The sequence below is a fragment of the Fibrobacterota bacterium genome (genome assembly GCA_019509785.1).
In the GTDB taxonomy this organism is placed as follows: Bacteria; Fibrobacterota; Fibrobacteria; order UBA11236; family UBA11236; genus Chersky-265.
In genome coordinates, this window is sequence record JAEKLQ010000081.1 from 1 (window position 1) to 15,153 (window position 15,153).

Here is a 15,153-nt window from a genome sequence, read left to right on the forward strand (position 1 = left end):
GGCGCAGCAACATGCTACTCGTCAAAAGACCTGGTTAATTGGAAATTCGAAGGCGCCGTATTTAAGGACACGGGCTGGTTCTGCGGCCCTAATGTCGCTTACAACAAAAACACGAAAAAATACGTCCTTATCGCCCAGGCAGGCAATGATGTCCTATTCGCAACCGCCGATAAACCGACCGGTCCATTTATTAAGGACCATGTAGAGACTCCGCAACCTATGGTCAACGGCGGTACCGGGGATGCAACCACTTTCATTGATGGTGACGGAAAGCCCTATATCAGTTGCTCAAGCAGAAGCGGACGCAGTCATGTGTACGTGATTCCGATTCGCGCATCCGATTATTTGGCCTGTGAACGGACGGTCGAGATATTCAATGGCGCCAGTCGGGAAGGGAACTGCATGTTCGATTACAAGGGCAGATACTTCGCCGCTTCCAGCGATTTGCATGGATGGAATTCCTCCCATACCTATTACATATCCTCCGACAAAATTTTAGGGACCTATGGGACGGAAAAGATCATGGCCAACACGGATCTTGATTACTCCCATGTTACCCAATCCGGATTTTTCATAACCGTCAACGGTACGGTAGATACAACCGTTATCTACTGTGGTGATCGCTGACCATCGATGGAGATAACGTCATATTCAACTCCTTGTCCCAGTGGTCGATTGACGCCGTCACCGGAACCTGGAAGATAGGCCCCGGCAACAACTACATATTAAACCCCTCTTTCGAAGCCGACCGGGTTCAGGTGGCTCATGCGGTAGGCTGGGAAGGTACTGCCGCGAATTCTGATAGTCCTCACGGGGCGGGAAATTTCTGCTTAGGCCTGGCTTCAGGCGCAAAGGCGACCCAGAGAATACCCGAAAACCCGACTATTGCCGGCATCCCAGCAGGTACCTATGAAATGAAATCTTGGGTTCGGAGCAGTGGCGGTACTTGCCAAATTTCCATATCCGGATTCGGCGGTTCCGACATGAGCAAATCCTCCAATGCAGGCAGCTGGACGGAGATAAGCATACCGAATATCAAGATTTCAACCGGGAAGGCCATCGTGAGCGCTTCCAATACGGGAAGCGGCACTTGCTCCATGGATGATTTTTCCCTGGTTAATTCGAATCCCGTGGGAGTAAATGAGAATCCTGGCCGAATGGATCGTGGGATTTCTTTCGATCCCGCAACTTATCGATTTCAACCTACTGGATGGAATGGCGAGGCTATCCGTTTGGAAATGTATACCGTCGGTGGAAAAATGGTATTAAAACAATCGGTTATGGGATTCGATGCAGGCCAATACAATCTGCCGGTAGGTCGGTTTGAAAGCGGAAACTATCTGTTAAAGGTGAGTACGGATAAAAATTCAAGCGTTCAGAAAATTACCATAGGCCGGTAAAGGCATTAACAGCGAGACAGCAGGGGAGAATCGCCAGGCGTGCCTCCGCGAACCGTTCTGACTATCCTATTAGGATATGATTCCTCTCTCCATCCTCGATCTGGTCCCGGTCAAAGAGGGCGCCACCCCACGGGAGGCTTTGGCGGAGAGCCTGGACCTGGCCCGGCAGGCGGAGCGCCTGGGGTACCGCCGTTATTGGGTCGCAGAGCACCATAACATGGCCGGCATCGCCAGCGCCGCCACCTCCGTCGTCATCGGCCATCTGGCAGGGGGTACCGCGAGTATCCGGGTCGGGTCCGGGGGCATCATGCTCCCGAACCATTCGCCTATGGTCATCGCGGAGCAGTTCGGCACCCTGGAGTCGCTCTACCCGGGACGCATCGACTTGGGGCTGGGACGCGCGCCCGGCACCGACCTCAAGACCTTGCGGGCCTTGCGCCGCTCGCCGGCCCATGCCAACAATTTCCCGGAAGACGTCATGGAATTGCGCACGCTCCTGGGCCCCGTGCAGCCGGGCCAAACCGTGCGCGCCGTTCCGGGCGCGGGAACGGACGTGCCCCTATGGATTCTCGGGTCCAGCCTCTATGGCGCCCAGCTGGCGGCCACCTTGGGTCTCCCTTACGCCTTCGCCTCGCATTTCGCGCCGGACTCCCTGCCGCAGGCGCTCCGTGTCTATCGCGGTAGTTACCAGCCCAGCCCGAAGAACCCCCGGCCCCATGCCATGGTGGGCATTAACGTCGTTGCCGCGGAAACCGACGCCGAGGCCCGGCGGCTCTTCACCTCCATCCAGCAGGCCTTCCTCAATATCTTCCGGGACACGCGGGGACCTTTCCCCCGGCCTATCGACGATATCGAAACCTATTGGACCCCGCAAGAGAAAGAGGCCGTATCGGGGATGTTACGCTATTCCCTGGTGGGATCGCCTGCCACGGTGCGGGCCGGGCTGAAGGGCCTCCTGGCCGATGTCGGGCCGGATGAGTTGATGGTGGCGTCGCATCTTTTCGATCATGCCGCGCGGGTGCGGTCCTATGAGATCCTGGCCGAGGTCGCGCGGGACCTGGCCTAACCGTCATCCGCGAGTCAGGCGAAGGTCAATCTCCCTGTCCACGTACTTCCACTCCGGAGACGTCCGCAGTTCGGCCAGAAGGTTCTCGAAAGCCCCTTCTTCCGAAGGCGCGTATTCGAACCAAGTCAGAAAATCGAAAGGCTCGTCTTCCCCCAAATCCCGGCAATGATGCAAGCGCCGCGCTATGGCGGGAAGATACCGCATCCCGATCCGGATATGATTGGATTGCTCTTCGAATATTTTCCGTCTTTCATCCTGGGTAAGCGCCCACCAGGCAGCGGATTTCCGGATGGGAATGAGAGAGGCGGATGTCGCTTCGGGGCGTCCGAGACCGGGCTGCTTGGCCAGCAGGTCTTCTTTCTCACCACGATGGACATAACGCTCGTTGCTCGTGATCCCGCGGAGGAGCCATCCGGTTCCCGGGGGCTCTTGGATGACCGGACCGGAAACCACGTCCAACCTGGGCACGTGGGGAATGGGGAGGCCTATGAGGGTTTCCATCCGGATGGTTTTCCAAACCCCCGCATCGCCGCCCAGGAACGAAAACAAACGCGTATTCATGTATCGCTTCCTTGTCAGGCCGCGCGGGGCTTGTCCGCGCGAACGGGAAGCTTCCAGTTCGGCCGCGCGAAATGGCAGGTGTAACCGCCGGGAATTCGTTGGAGATAATCCTGATGCTCGGGTTCGGCTTCCCAGAAGTCGCCAGCCGGAACGACTTCGGTTACGACCTTGCCTGGCCACAGACCGGAAGCATCGACGTCGGCGATCGTGTCTTCGGCGATCCGCCTCTGTTCATCGCTGGTATAGAAGATCGCCGAGCGATAGCTGGTGCCGACATCGTTGCCCTGGCGATTGCGCGTGCTCGGGTCATGGATTTGGAAGTGGCATGGGAGACCGTGCCGCCGGTATATCCCACCCTTGTCGACAGGACGCCCTCCATCCGGCGAATGAGGTCCTGCATTCCCCAGAAACAACCGCCGGCAAGTATCGCGCGTTCCCCCGTCATTGGACATCCTCCGCCTGGTTCGGATAACAGCTTAATTAAAATAGGAAGCCGTTTCCGATAGCGGGCGCTTTTCCTAGGCGCGACGGGACTGGAAGTCAATCCAGCGCGTGCCCTCTCCCACCACCCTTTTGACGGTTACGTTGATGCGGTTCCACAGGTTGATGAGGGAGATCTGCACCACCAGCACCGAGAGGGCCGGTACGTCATAGTGGCGGGCCGCTTCGTTCCATACTTCGTCCGGCACCGGATCGCTGCGATCGCTCATGCGCGTGGCGGCTTCGGTCAAGTCCAGGGCGGCGCGCTCGGCCGGCGTGAAGAAGGTCGATTCCCTCCAGGCGGCCACGCCGAAGAGGCGGTCGTCGGTTTCCCCGATTTCCCGGAGCTCATGGGAATGCATGTTGACGCAAAAGCCGCAGCCGTTGATCTGGCTGGCCCTCAGATGCATCAGGTAGATGGTTTTCATGGGGAGGCCGGCGTTACGGGCGGCGGTGGCCAGGGCCTGGAGGGCGGGCAGGACGCCCGCGACGCTCAGGGCGGGGTTGGGAATGCGGGAGGGCATGTCGGACATTTCGTGCTCCGTTTCGGGTTATAGAGTGGCGGGGGCGGGTTCCGGCCCGTGCTCCATTGTCGAACGGGAAGTCCGGATTTAGACATGCCGACTCGTGAATTTCTACGGCCGGAACCGGATGGATCCCGTTCCCAGCCTTTACCAAGCTTTGCTTAGCCGACCGTATCCGGCTTTGCGCTTACGAAGGGCAGGATGGCGCGCAGGCGGGGATCGCGCAGCCACAGCCCGCACCAGAGGAAGGCGGCCACGTAGGTGGGGGAGAGCACGTGGGTGAAAAGCGGATTGCCGAGCCGCACATGGGTGGCGATGGCCCCGCCCAGGTAACCGGTCCAGAGGATCGCTCCCAATACCGCGGTCCGCGGGATCAGGTACAGGGCCAGCATGGCGACCTGGATGAGGCCGAGCCGGAGGACGATGCCGGGCGGATACCCGAGCTTGATGGTGCCTTCCACCGCGACGGGCAATTGGAGGACCTTGACCATGCCGTCCATAGCCATGAAGGCGGCGGCCAGCCCGCTGACGATCCGGCCGGCCCAGAGGGCTTTGCGGTTCCCGCGGGCGGAGCGGACGGTCAAGGAAGGGGCGTGGGAGTAAGACTTGGTATCCGTGCTGATGATTGCCATAACGGCCTCCTGGTTGGGTTCTGTCCTTTGGACTGCCCGACCGGGGCGAAATCATCGGTAGCGCCGGAAAAAGTATTCATCGGCCGAAAATCCGTGGAATCGGGAAAACGAAGGGGTGCCCGTTAAGGCGAGAGCCGGGGCGGCAGGCCGAAGAGAGGGAACAGGGTTCCGGTATCGAGGAAGGAGGTGATCGATGCGATGCGATCGCCGGACATCTCCAGAAGGATGAGCGCCCAAGGCGTCCGGCCCTGATCATGGTACTGCCCGAAGGCGGGCGAACCGCAAGCCGGGGCGGGAACCAGTTTGGAGCCGCGGCATACCGAGCCTCGGCCGAGGAGCCAGGCGCCGATGGACTCGGGGCCTTGGAGCCAGAGCGTGTAGGGCGGCATGGACATCACCGCGTCATCGGCGAGCAAGCCGGTCAGCGCGGCCACATCGTAGCGCTCGAATGCCGCCACGTAATTCTCGACCCTAGAGCGCTGGGCCTGGGTGAGGGCGGCCTGGGGCCGGCCCAGATCGCGGCTGGAAAGGGTGGAGCGGGCGCGCTGCAACGCGCTATTGATGGAAGCGACGGAAGTGTCGAGGGTTTCGGCAACCTCCGCGGCCGACCAGCTCAGGACCTCGGTCAGGAGCAGGGCCGCCCGCTGTTTGGGGGGCAGGTGCTGCAGGGCCGCCACGAAAGCGAGGCGGATGCTTTCGCGCAGGAGCAGCCGCTGGGCCGGATCCTCATGCTCCGGCACGGCCAGCGCGTCCGGAATGGGCTCGAGCCATTGCTCCCGGGGGCGTTCTTCCAGGGGATCGTCGGCCGTTCCGCGAGGGCCGAGCTCGACGGGGCGATGCCGACGAGATCGTTCCGCCAAGGCATCGAGGCAGACATTGGTCGCGATGCGGTAGAGCCAGGTGCCGAGGGAGGAGCGCCCGTCGAAGCGGTCGGCCGCGCGCCAGGCGCGGACCAAGGTTTCCTGCACCGCGTCCTTGGCGTCCAGGCCCGAGCCCAGCATCCGGTAACAATGGCCCGTGAGGGCGGAGCGGTGCGTTTCGAATTGCTGGGCGTCGATCGGCATAGGACCGGATTTAAAAATAACCCGGATCGACGCTGGTTAGGACCCGGAATTTTTCCCGAGGAAAACCTTGCGAACCCAGGAACGCGTGGACGTGGCCGCCCGGACAAGGTAGATGCCCGGATCCCTGGGCTGGGCCAGGGTCAACGCGCGCCCCGCCCGCCCGGCGGCCGTCGCAAGGGTCATCCCGCGAAGGTCCAAAAGCTCCGCCTTCCAATCCTCGGAAACGCCCCCGCCTAAAGAGAGGACGAGGTTTCCCGAGCCCTGCCCGATCCGGAAAGCCTGGCTCCCGGCCCCGTCCCCGCGGATTCCCACGACCTGCTTTTCCAAGCTGAAGCTATCGAACCCATAGGTGTCCTGGTGCGCTCCCAGGTACAGATTGAAACGCAAGGCGCCATTCCCCTGCCGGTCGGAAGTATAGGCGAGAGTCTGCTCCGTCCATTCGGGAGACAGGGAGAAATCCTGGCCGGAGCGATAGGTATAGTTGTTGTCCGGTCCGTCCTGGATCCCCAGGTGGATGCTCGTGGAAGAGTCGCTGCGGGCCCAGAATTTCAATTCGTAACTGGCCCCGCTATCGGCCACCCAATCCGGAGGGAGTTGCAGCTGGATATGCCAGTTTTCCGGCGCAGCCGCTTTGACCTCGACCTGGGCGTACCGGGTCCCTTCGTGGGCCCCGGTAGCGGGGAAAGTAAGGACGGCATCGTACGTCGCCGCCGTCGTCGTATCCGCCTTCCACAATTGCCAGTAGTCGCCGGGGTTGGCGTTTTCGAAACCGGGATTGGAAAGCAGGTTTTGCGCCTGGACCGCTGCGGCGCAATAGAGCAGCAAGGGCAACAAGGCAATCGGGGAGATACGGGTTCGATGCATTTTCCACCTCGCTTTAAAATTCTCGCGGAGGAAATATAATTCGACTTCGACGTCGCATCGACCCTAAGTTTGGAGGGGCGCCATCCACTGCAACCGGCTGTTAGGCTCGCTAAGCCGGGCGAGGGCTTTTCCCCATTATTTGTCATGCATAAATTTCATGTCTACCACATTGACCATGTAAACGTTTTTGTTAACCGGGTTCTGGTTATTCTGGGCATTCGTTGTTTTGTTTTCGTGGACTATTTCAAAACCGACTTTATTTTTGGCCACAATACCTCCGGCAATTTTCCCATCGGCGGTCTCTACATCGATTAAGTTGCCGCTGCTATCCTTTACGAGCAACTGAAGGGATATGGATGATACGTTCCTATCCGATCTATTCTCTACATAGCCGATTACCTTTTCTTGCTGGCTCCAGCTGCTTGGAACCGGTTTTACTTCGCTGATTATGAATTCACTCTTATGCCGTTGCGCTTCCGTCATTTGACTATCGGTCATATGGCTAAATCCGCCAACTAGTCCGGTAGTAAAGCTCTTTGCCACTTCTTTTCCGATTGATTCGATCTTGGAAACCCCATTCTTGTCCTTTTCAACCAGGCTCTCTATGGATTTCGAGAGAGCGTCCCTCGGGATGTCCGTAAAGGAGCTTTTTAAAACTAGAGCGGCAAGCACGCTTGCCAGGACCAACCCAATGGCAATTATCGTCGCTCCGAAAATTGTTTGCTTCATATCCTACTTTCAGGTATGGTTTAACCGTACTTCCGGTTTCGGTTTGAATTTCAAATTATATCCGAACCGCGGGTTCGCCGCCATATCCAAATGCGGCCAGCCAAATAAATAACAGTGGCCCACAAAATGGAATTCAAAGCGAAGCCAGCCCAACCCCATAGTCCATGTAAGGTGTGGGACGGTAACAATTGAATTGGGAAAATAAAAAGTTGCACGCCCACGTTCTGAACCTGCAATAGGATTTCCATCGTCTTTGAACAAGGCTCGTCGAAACAGGATCCCATAAATTGGAATCCAAGTAATAGGAACCCGGTAGTCGCAGTAAAATGAAGCAAAGCGATTGGACCAATGATCCACGGACGTTGAAACTGTTTAATTTTAGTCGTCATAACTATGCTTCGATTTGTGCCAAAGTAAAAAGAGAGAAGATAATCAGTAGGAGCATTATGGATTTCCGGATCCTAAAGCAAAACATCGGCAGGCACGTGGCCTTCTCGGATGTCGAACTCGAGGCCATCTGCAGCCGCTTCCGGTCGCGGAAAGTGGCCAGGAAGGAATTCCTCCTTAAGCAAGGCGAGGTGTGCCGCTTCGAAGGATTCGTGACGGAGGGGTGCTTCCGCCTATTCTCGACCAATGCCGACGGCGTGGAGGCGGTCCTGTATTTCGCGGCCCGCGACTGGTGGGTGGCCGACATCGACAGCTTCACCAACGGCGCTCCCGCGGAACTTTCCATCCAGGCCATCGAGGACAGCGAGGTTCTCTTCATCGGCAAAGAGGATAAGGAGCGCCTGTATGCGGATGTTCCCAAGGTCGAGCAGCTCTTCCGGATCATGACCCAGAAGACCCTGGTCGCTCTCCAGCGCCGGATGATCCGGAACCACACCCTGTCGGCGGAGGAACGCTATCTTCATTTCCTCTCCGCCTACCCGGACATCGCGCGCCGCCTGACCAACCTGCACATAGCCTCCTACCTGGGCATCACCCACGAGTTCGTGAGCAAAATCCGGCGTAGGCTGGCCGGAAAATAGCGCCCGCTCCTAGCGCCCGCCCCGCATTTATTGAACTGGTTCAATGCCTCCCGCAGGCGGCCGCGCGTATCTTTTCCTCATCAAGAAAAGGACGGGATGATCATGCAAGCCAATGCGGGAAAACTGAACTATACGGTCTATCGGGCGGATGCCAACAGCTTTCATGTGGCCTCCGTCCTCGTCTCCGGCGAAAAGGATGCCGTCCTCGTGGACACCCAGTTCACTCTGGCGGACGCGCACAAGGTGGCCGCCGAGGTCCTAAAATCCGGCAAGAACCTGACCGCCATCTATATAAGCCATGGCGATCCGGACTACTATTTCGGATTGGGCGTGCTGAAGCAGGCCTTCCCCGACGCCCGCATCTATGCCACCCCGCAAACCCTGGCCCATATCCGGAAGACCTACCAGAAAAAGCTTGAGACGTGGGGTCCTAAGCTGGGGTTGAACGGACCCAAGGAGGTGGTCTTCCCGGAAACGCTGCTCGGCAATTCCTTGAACCTGGAAGGGAAGACCCTGGAAATCAAGGGGCTCGACGGCCCCTCTCCCGAGCGCAGCTACGTCTGGATTCCGGACCTTAAGGCTATCGTAGGCGGGGTAAACGTGTACGACGGGCTGCACCTGTGGGTGGCCGATGCCGGCACTCCTGAGAAGCGCAAGGCCTGGCTCGCCATCCTGGAGGGGATGGAAAAGCTGCAGCCGGAAATCGTGGTGCCCGGGCATGCCCTCGGTGACGGCCAACGGAACGCAGAGACCCTCGCATATTCCAAGCAGTATCTCCTCGCTTTCGAGAAGGAGGCGGACAAAGCCAAGGAATCCGGGGCTCTCATCGCCGCCATGCAGAAGCTATACCCCGGTGCTCAGCTGGCCATCGCCCTGCAGCTTGGCGCCAAGGTGGCCAAGGGCGAGATGACCTGGTAGGCGGTGACATGGCGGCAAGCAACCTGGAAATCGTGAAAAGCACCTACGAAGGGAAGACCTCGGAGGAGAACGGCCGCAACCTGGAACGGCACCTGGCACCGGAGGCCACCTGGACGGAGGCGGCGGGCTTCCCTTACGGCGGCACCTACACCGGGTTCCGGGAAATCGCGGAGAAGGTCTTCGCCCGCCTGGCAGGAGAGTGGGATGGCTACCGCTTCGAACCCGAGGATTACGTCGCCGCCGGGGACAAGGTGGTCGCCTACGGCAGTTACAAAGGCACCTACAAGCGGACGGGGAAATACTTCGAAGCCCGGGTGGCCCATCTCTGGACCCTGAAGGCCGGGAAAATCATCCGCTTCGAGCAGTTCGTCGACAGCCGGATCGTGGCCGCCGCTCTGGAATAGGCTATGAAATTATTTTCCATGAATTGAACCTGAGTCCGGTAGAACGAATCCGCAATCATCCAATTCGGGGTATACCTTCCCGAATTGGATAGATCCATTTGTTTCGAAATAATTCTGTCCGTTTTCCATAGTATGAATTTTCTGAACGCTAGGCTTGTCAACGCCGATTGAATAGAACCGGCCAATTATAAATTTTAACTTTCTTGAAGAGCACATATTCATCGCACTTTGGTACTTGATATTAATTGTGTCTGGTACGTTACCTGTGAAAACGGTATCCGGAACAAATGTCACGATTTTTTCGTACCAGATTCTTTTATTAAATCCTTCGACCCTAACTACTTGGCTCCCGGTTACATTTCCATGAAAAACCAAATCGTATTTGGGGATGGCCTCTTGCACATTTTCAGGACTTACGCACTTGCAGGCGAAGCCTTGCTGGCTAATAAGAGTAATAAATACTACAAGGCTCGTTTTTGCCTGCCTGGAAAGGACGGAGAAGAATCTCAAATCGAAGTTCCAATTGATGCACCGAAGTATGGATTACCACTGAACGGGATCTTTTTTAAAAATTCCAATTTAAATATTATTGGTAATACCACATCTCGATCTGATATTAGATGGGACAACCCAATCGTAACTCCGCCTATATACTGGCGGGCCAAATCTCGATCTAAGCTTGCCCAAAAAAATGAAGAAGAAGCTTCGAAGGTAATCCTGTCTAATGAACTTATCCCGAAATCCGGCCCTGCATGAATTCCTGCGCCGAATATTCCGAGATGAATTCCAGCCACTCCGAATATTTTCTCATCACGATAATCCTCGGAGTCCGCCGCGGCTATTTTGTCAAAGTTAAGTTTAAGAAGATATGGATACGACAATTCCAATCCCGGCCTAGTGTAAATAGTAATTCCGAAGGTATTCGAAATAAACAGAAATATGTAAACACGCCAGCTGCTTTTCAAAGGACTCCTTACATATGCCAGATTACTAACTGGATTCCGGATGATAACGGAAAGCCGCTCAGTTTAGGAGCTAAACTTACCATTGCCTTAAACCATCAATTTATCCGTTTCGGTAAAGAGGCCATAAATGATTATGGCACTGGACAGCGCGAGTTGAAACACAACAAGCTGCTTCAGGTTCAAAGTATTTTTTTTGGCTTATTTTGAGCATGGTATGGTATATCCCATTTAGTGGACTCATCACCATTATTCCAATACTTATATAGCCAAGTCTATTTCCGGCGGCGAGAAGTATTACAGCCGTTGTCACTCCCCATCCGATAGCCAGGACAAGAGCAAGAAAAAGACGGCGGAATCAGCCAGCTCTCGCCCGCGCTTCCGGAGCTGGCAGCGCACTTGGGCGAATCGATCGCGACCGGAGTCTCCTGCTGCTACGAGCCGCGCACCCACGTCATCTGGTCCACCTAATTCCGGCCCGTTCGTTCTGAACGAACGGCAACCGGGCCAAACCGAACGCCTTACTCGTGTAAGCAAACTTACAGGAGGATCCCATGTTCGTATCCGTCATCCACCACATCCACGACCCGAAAGGTTTTGTAGCAGCCGAGGCCAAAGCGCTTGAGCAGCTGCCCGCTTTGACGACGCTTCCCATTCTCTCAGGGCTTCTCGGTTTCGTATTCGAGCCGGAGTCTGGCGGCCGGGAGAACCGAAGCATGAAAGCGCACCTCGTCCATCAGGCCGGAATAGGGCTTTTCCTGGGCCGAACCCATGAGCGCCTTGCCGATGCGCAGCCCCGCGGCCGCGTCCACCTGGAGCGGTTCCGGCAGCACGCTCTCTGAAACCTTAATCCCGTTCATCCAGGTCGACATGTTCTTCGCCGAAGAGTCGTACACCATGGCCACGTGAGTCCACTTCCCAAGATAATCCCCCGCCTCGAATACATTCTGCCAGGGAGCGGTTTCACCGCTCCCTGCGCTATCGAAGGCCCCGAATTGGGCGATGGAATCCGCACGCAGAAGCAGGTGCACCCCCGCGAACTTCCTCTGCAACCCGAAATCGAGGATATTGGAGCGGCCTTTCTCGAGCCCGGCCTTCATCCAAAGGGTGATGGTAAAGCTGGCGTCCCCGGACAGCCCCGGGGGCACGGCGGCGGTGAGGCTCCCCAAGTCTCCGGCAAACGCTTTGGCGTATCCGGCGACGCCTTCCACCCTGTCCGTCCCATTGGCGCTGTCCGCGGTGGCGTGGTTTCCGTAATCGGTGGCATCGCGGTATGAGTCCGGTTGATTGGTATCCGGTTCGGATAGATGGAGGACGGTCGCGTAGGCGGGGGCGGGGAATACCCTGGCTCCCGAGGACACGGGAACCGCATCCGGCCTGCCCCAATGCATGGTTATCTCCTGGCCGGGGGCGTCCCATCGCAAGGAATCGAGGCGCACCCAGATCGCGGCCAGGCTCTCGGTCCCACTCCACCGCTCGATTTCGAAATCCAGGACCTTGCCACCGGGATCCGTAAAGCGCAGATCCCTACCGTCCGGGGCGGCCTGGCTGAAGTCGAAGTTAGCGGAGGAAAGCCGCACCAGCAGGGGGAAATCGGTGACCAGTCCGGAAATACCGATCCCCGACGAGAAGGGTCCCACCTCGATTTTCCGGGCATAGGTCCAGGTTTGGAAGGGAGAGGGCTTGGTCCTTGCGCCCGAAGTCACCTCCAGGTTTTCCGCCAGGACCAGGGGGTTTTTCGTATTCCCATCCACCACCAGGTTGAGGCTGGGATAGTCGCCGGGAGCGACCGACTCCAGGATCACGGTGCCCCGGATCCTGGCGGCCGAATCGACCCGCGCGAAATCCGAGGCTCCGGGGATGTAGAGGTAGCCGCTCTTGCCATTGCCCAGGAAATCCGGCACGGGAATCTCGATTGAGCCGGTAGGCGCCACCACTCCACCCACGGTGGCCATGGCCTCCATTTCGATCCGGACTCCCGGGACCCGGCAACGGTAGCCCGAGACAGTGTCGGTGAATTCGAGGTTGTAGGTGCCGGGCCGTAGATCCTGGAATCGATAGGCGCCGTGGCCATCGGTCCTGGTTTCCGGTGGGCGCTTGGATCCTTCCGGCATGGCGCCGTTGTGATCCTCCTCGAGGAGGACCACCCGGGCTCCGATCACGGGCCGTTTTTGGCCGTCGCGCACCAAGCCGGCAAGGCCATTGGTGGTTTCGGAACCGGAATTTCCGCCCCCTAGGCAGCCCGAAACGAGGGCGGATAGGGCGGATAAGGCCGACACCGTGGCGAGGATGGAAAGGATCGACCGGACAGGCCGGGGCATGCGCCTGTGGCTCATGCCTTATCCTCGCCGGCATGGTCGTCGCCGGGCGGTTCCGCGTCGCTTCCCTGCTCCGGGGCGTTTTCCTCGACCAAGGCCTCCCCGACCAAGGTCAGGGGAAAGGCCTGGAAATTGATTTGGTAGACGCAATCGGGATCATCGCTATCCGACATCATATGCATGATGGACTGGCGCAGTTCGCGGATCCGCTGCTTAATCTCCTCCAGGTCTCTGAACTTGATGGCCACGGTGACCGTGGAGATGTCCCGATGGTCCTTGGGATCGTCGCAAAGGGACTGCCGGGCCAGGTTCAGGCTTTCCAATTGGAAGTTCCTTATGGCCGTCGACTGCCATTTCTCGCCGGTGGTGAGGGGCGGGCCCACCACCTCGTAGCGTCCGGACTTGTTCATCTGCAGGATCCCTAGGTCCGTCAGCAGGCGGATGCTTTCCTCGGCTTCCTCCGAGGTGATGGCCGGATGCAGACGCGAGGCCAGGTCTGCATAATCCCCGCGGAACTCGTAGAAGGTTAGCAGGCTGCGGATGGCGCTGTGGTACCACTTTTGGTAGTAAACATACTGGCTTATCTCGAGGGGACGGCTTTCCATGCCCCGGAGGGCGATGAGCTTCTCGAAATGGATCTTGATTTCAGCCGGGACCTTGGCCCGGCCGTAGTGGACCAGGGCTTCGAAATACTTGGCTTCCTCCGCTCCCAGCTTGCAGAGCTTGACGACGGCGGGAATGGCTCGCTCGGGGAGGGAGACCTTTCCCTGGGTCACCTTGACCAGGAACCCCGGGTCGATGCCCAGGAACCGGCCCATGTACCGGTAGGAGAAGAACGCGTTCTGCCGCTTGCGGAACTCGTAATAATCCTTTATGAAGGCGGTATAGCTCAGGTATTCGAAGATGCTCAGCATGGGATTCCGTCCCAAATATACGGGCTGCGATCCGGCTTGGCTTGCGACTCCCCAAAAAGCGTTGAGGCGCCAGAGTCAACGCTCATATTCTGCACCCTAGAGGCCGGGATACCACACCCAAGGCATTCCATCGTTGATGGGACGGGTTCAACGGTTTCTGCCGGGGATCGCTTGCGGCCCCTTGGGGCAACGGTAGGTTAGGGTGTAATTCAGGGACCTTCCAGCGGCCGAGACAAGTCCCAAGAAGGAGAGAAATATGAAACGGATGTATTGCTTCCTACTCGCAGCGCTTCTGGCCCTGCCTAAAAGCTCGATTGGGAAAATGCTGCTCGTCGCCGGATCCATATCCATTCCGATATTTTCCCAGACGACGCAGGAAATCGCGCGTTTCCAGGCGCGCACCTATACTTCCACCACGACCTCCGTAACCTTACCCTACCGTTTATTCATTCCCGCCAATTACAACCCGGCCATCCGTTACCCCCTCGTTACGGCCCTGCACGGAAACGGTGAACGGGGAACGGACAACACCAGGCAGTTCGTCTTCAACGTCGCTAAGCAATGGATTGCCGATAGCGTGCAGGCCCGCGTGCCCCATTTCATCTTTGCGCCCCAAACGGCCATTGGGTGGACCGATTCCGACCAAAGGTTAACCGTAATAGAAATCATCCAGGCCCTGAAAAAGGAATTCTCCCTCGACACGACCCGTTTCTATATCGCGGGTCTTTCCGCGGGCGCAATGGGCACCTGGGACCTCATAAGGGACTATCCCACGATGTTCGCGGCGGCCGTCCCCTGTTCTGGATCGCTTTTTGGGAACAACAACGTGACCACTATAGTGCGCACTCCTTTCTGGGCTTTCCATGGCTCCGCAGATAACACGGTGAACGTCAGCGGCACCCGGGATATCGTCACGGCCGTGGAGGCTATGGGCCACCCTGTGGTGCGTTTTGTCAGTTCGGCCAACCGCGTCAATCCTACCGCCATCTCCTACGACTCCCTGACCAGGGCGGTATATGGCGGAGCGAATTACATCTATTCCGAGGTGACAGGGGGCAATCACAACGCCGGATGGGACGCAGGTTGGGGCGAACCCGTGATACCGTATTGGGTGCTTTCCAAAAAGAAACCCGCGAGTACCTCGGGGATCGTACTCAATCCTAAAAACCCCCACCAGAGGATCTTCTCATCGACCGACTTGTTCTTCTTTTCCCTGGACGGCAAACGCATCGATTTGCGTCCTGGTGCTTCCGGCAGGAATATCCCCGTATTATTGTTGGAGCGTCCCT

General features: G+C 57.8%; 17 protein-coding genes and 1 pseudogene. 9 read left to right on the plus strand and 9 right to left on the minus strand.

What is annotated here, in order from left to right; genetic code table 11:
* From JF616_21545 to JF616_21555, 3 genes are all read left to right on the plus strand, one after another.
* Positions 1-627 (plus strand): family 43 glycosylhydrolase (locus JF616_21545; protein ID MBW8890347.1); only part of this gene is annotated, 627 nt, incomplete at its 5' end.
* Between the two features lie 32 nt (positions 628-659).
* Entirely contained in the window at positions 660-1,400 is a 741-nt protein-coding gene (locus tag JF616_21550; protein MBW8890348.1) for a T9SS type A sorting domain-containing protein, read from the plus strand.
* A 76-nt stretch (positions 1,401-1,476) separates the two neighbouring features.
* Positions 1,477-2,466 carry an LLM class flavin-dependent oxidoreductase gene (locus JF616_21555; GenBank protein MBW8890349.1) on the plus strand — a complete coding sequence of 330 codons (990 nt, stop codon included), beginning with the start codon at positions 1,477-1,479 and terminating at the stop codon, positions 2,464-2,466.
* Between the two features lie 3 nt (positions 2,467-2,469).
* On the opposite strand, the gene JF616_21560 is transcribed toward JF616_21555, so the two are convergent.
* The 7 genes and pseudogenes from JF616_21560 to JF616_21590 all read right to left on the minus strand — a co-directional run bounded on the left by JF616_21560 (position 2,470) and on the right by JF616_21590 (position 7,320).
* A complete protein-coding gene (locus JF616_21560; GenBank protein MBW8890350.1) occupies positions 2,470-3,027 on the minus strand; it encodes a chlorite dismutase family protein in 558 nt (185 codons plus the stop codon).
* 14 nt (positions 3,028-3,041) lie between these two features.
* Positions 3,042-3,472, minus strand: a pseudogene (locus JF616_21565) (peptide-methionine (S)-S-oxide reductase).
* Between the two features lie 73 nt (positions 3,473-3,545).
* A complete protein-coding gene (locus JF616_21570; GenBank protein ID MBW8890351.1) occupies positions 3,546-4,031 on the minus strand; it encodes a carboxymuconolactone decarboxylase family protein in 486 nt (161 codons plus the stop codon).
* A gap of 161 nt (positions 4,032-4,192) precedes the next feature.
* Positions 4,193-4,663, minus strand: coding sequence for a DoxX family protein (locus JF616_21575; protein MBW8890352.1), 471 nt, complete (start codon positions 4,661-4,663; stop codon positions 4,193-4,195).
* 122 nt (positions 4,664-4,785) lie between these two features.
* A complete protein-coding gene (locus JF616_21580) occupies positions 4,786-5,727 on the minus strand; it encodes a sigma-70 family RNA polymerase sigma factor (GenBank protein ID MBW8890353.1) in 942 nt (313 codons plus the stop codon).
* 36 nt (positions 5,728-5,763) lie between these two features.
* The gene (locus tag JF616_21585; GenBank protein MBW8890354.1) at positions 5,764-6,591 is read right to left on the minus strand and encodes a carbohydrate binding domain-containing protein; all 828 of its coding nucleotides are present in this window, start codon (positions 6,589-6,591) and stop codon (positions 5,764-5,766) included.
* A gap of 135 nt (positions 6,592-6,726) precedes the next feature.
* Entirely contained in the window at positions 6,727-7,320 is a 594-nt protein-coding gene (locus JF616_21590; GenBank protein MBW8890355.1) for a hypothetical protein, read from the minus strand.
* Between the two features lie 446 nt (positions 7,321-7,766).
* Between JF616_21590 and JF616_21595 the strand changes: the two genes are divergently transcribed.
* From JF616_21595 to JF616_21615, 5 genes are all read left to right on the plus strand, one after another.
* The gene (locus JF616_21595; GenBank protein ID MBW8890356.1) at positions 7,767-8,348 is read left to right on the plus strand and encodes a Crp/Fnr family transcriptional regulator; all 582 of its coding nucleotides are present in this window, start codon (positions 7,767-7,769) and stop codon (positions 8,346-8,348) included.
* 96 nt (positions 8,349-8,444) lie between these two features.
* On the plus strand, positions 8,445-9,266 hold the full coding sequence (locus JF616_21600) for an MBL fold metallo-hydrolase (GenBank protein MBW8890357.1): 822 nt from the start codon (positions 8,445-8,447) through the stop codon (positions 9,264-9,266).
* Between the two features lie 8 nt (positions 9,267-9,274).
* Positions 9,275-9,670 carry a nuclear transport factor 2 family protein gene (locus tag JF616_21605; GenBank protein ID MBW8890358.1) on the plus strand — a complete coding sequence of 132 codons (396 nt, stop codon included), beginning with the start codon at positions 9,275-9,277 and terminating at the stop codon, positions 9,668-9,670.
* Positions 9,671-10,033: 363 nt separating this feature from the next.
* The gene (locus JF616_21610) at positions 10,034-10,426 is read left to right on the plus strand and encodes a hypothetical protein (protein ID MBW8890359.1); all 393 of its coding nucleotides are present in this window, start codon (positions 10,034-10,036) and stop codon (positions 10,424-10,426) included.
* A complete protein-coding gene (locus JF616_21615) occupies positions 10,423-10,842 on the plus strand; it encodes a hypothetical protein (GenBank protein MBW8890360.1) in 420 nt (139 codons plus the stop codon). The genes JF616_21610 and JF616_21615 overlap by 4 nt, the downstream gene beginning before the upstream one ends.
* A 449-nt stretch (positions 10,843-11,291) precedes the next feature.
* On the opposite strand, the gene JF616_21620 is transcribed toward JF616_21615, so the two are convergent.
* Both JF616_21620 and JF616_21625 read right to left on the minus strand, forming a co-directional pair.
* Positions 11,292-12,968: a DUF2341 domain-containing protein gene (locus tag JF616_21620; protein MBW8890361.1), complete on the minus strand. Its 1,677-nt coding sequence runs from the start codon at positions 12,966-12,968 to the stop codon at positions 11,292-11,294.
* Positions 12,965-13,864, minus strand: a complete 900-nt coding sequence (locus JF616_21625) for a TIGR02147 family protein (protein ID MBW8890362.1) — start codon at positions 13,862-13,864, stop codon at positions 12,965-12,967. The genes JF616_21620 and JF616_21625 overlap by 4 nt, the downstream gene beginning before the upstream one ends.
* A 256-nt stretch (positions 13,865-14,120) precedes the next feature.
* Here JF616_21625 and JF616_21630 point away from each other — a divergent pair.
* Positions 14,121-15,153 (plus strand): hypothetical protein (locus JF616_21630; protein MBW8890363.1); only part of this gene is annotated, 1,033 nt, incomplete at its 3' end.

Coding starts and splice junctions, on each gene's coding strand:
- JF616_21580 (MBW8890353.1), bottom strand. CDS start 5,727: ATGCCGATCGACGCCCAGCAATTCGAAACGCACCGCTCCGCCCTCACG.
- JF616_21595 (MBW8890356.1), top strand. CDS start 7,767: ATGGATTTCCGGATCCTAAAGCAAAACATCGGCAGGCACGTGGCCTTC.
- JF616_21605 (MBW8890358.1), top strand. CDS start 9,275: ATGGCGGCAAGCAACCTGGAAATCGTGAAAAGCACCTACGAAGGGAAG.
- JF616_21585 (MBW8890354.1), bottom strand. CDS start 6,591: ATGCATCGAACCCGTATCTCCCCGATTGCCTTGTTGCCCTTGCTGCTC.
- JF616_21575 (MBW8890352.1), bottom strand. CDS start 4,663: ATGGCAATCATCAGCACGGATACCAAGTCTTACTCCCACGCCCCTTCC.
- JF616_21625 (MBW8890362.1), bottom strand. CDS start 13,864: ATGCTGAGCATCTTCGAATACCTGAGCTATACCGCCTTCATAAAGGAT.
- JF616_21615 (MBW8890360.1), top strand. CDS start 10,423: ATGAATTCCTGCGCCGAATATTCCGAGATGAATTCCAGCCACTCCGAA.
- JF616_21590 (MBW8890355.1), bottom strand. CDS start 7,320: ATGAAGCAAACAATTTTCGGAGCGACGATAATTGCCATTGGGTTGGTC.
- JF616_21555 (MBW8890349.1), top strand. CDS start 1,477: ATGATTCCTCTCTCCATCCTCGATCTGGTCCCGGTCAAAGAGGGCGCC.
- JF616_21610 (MBW8890359.1), top strand. CDS start 10,034: ATGAAAAACCAAATCGTATTTGGGGATGGCCTCTTGCACATTTTCAGG.
- JF616_21570 (MBW8890351.1), bottom strand. CDS start 4,031: ATGCCCTCCCGCATTCCCAACCCCGCCCTGAGCGTCGCGGGCGTCCTG.
- JF616_21560 (MBW8890350.1), bottom strand. CDS start 3,027: ATGAATACGCGTTTGTTTTCGTTCCTGGGCGGCGATGCGGGGGTTTGG.
- JF616_21620 (MBW8890361.1), bottom strand. CDS start 12,968: ATGAGCCACAGGCGCATGCCCCGGCCTGTCCGGTCGATCCTTTCCATC.
- JF616_21600 (MBW8890357.1), top strand. CDS start 8,445: ATGATCATGCAAGCCAATGCGGGAAAACTGAACTATACGGTCTATCGG.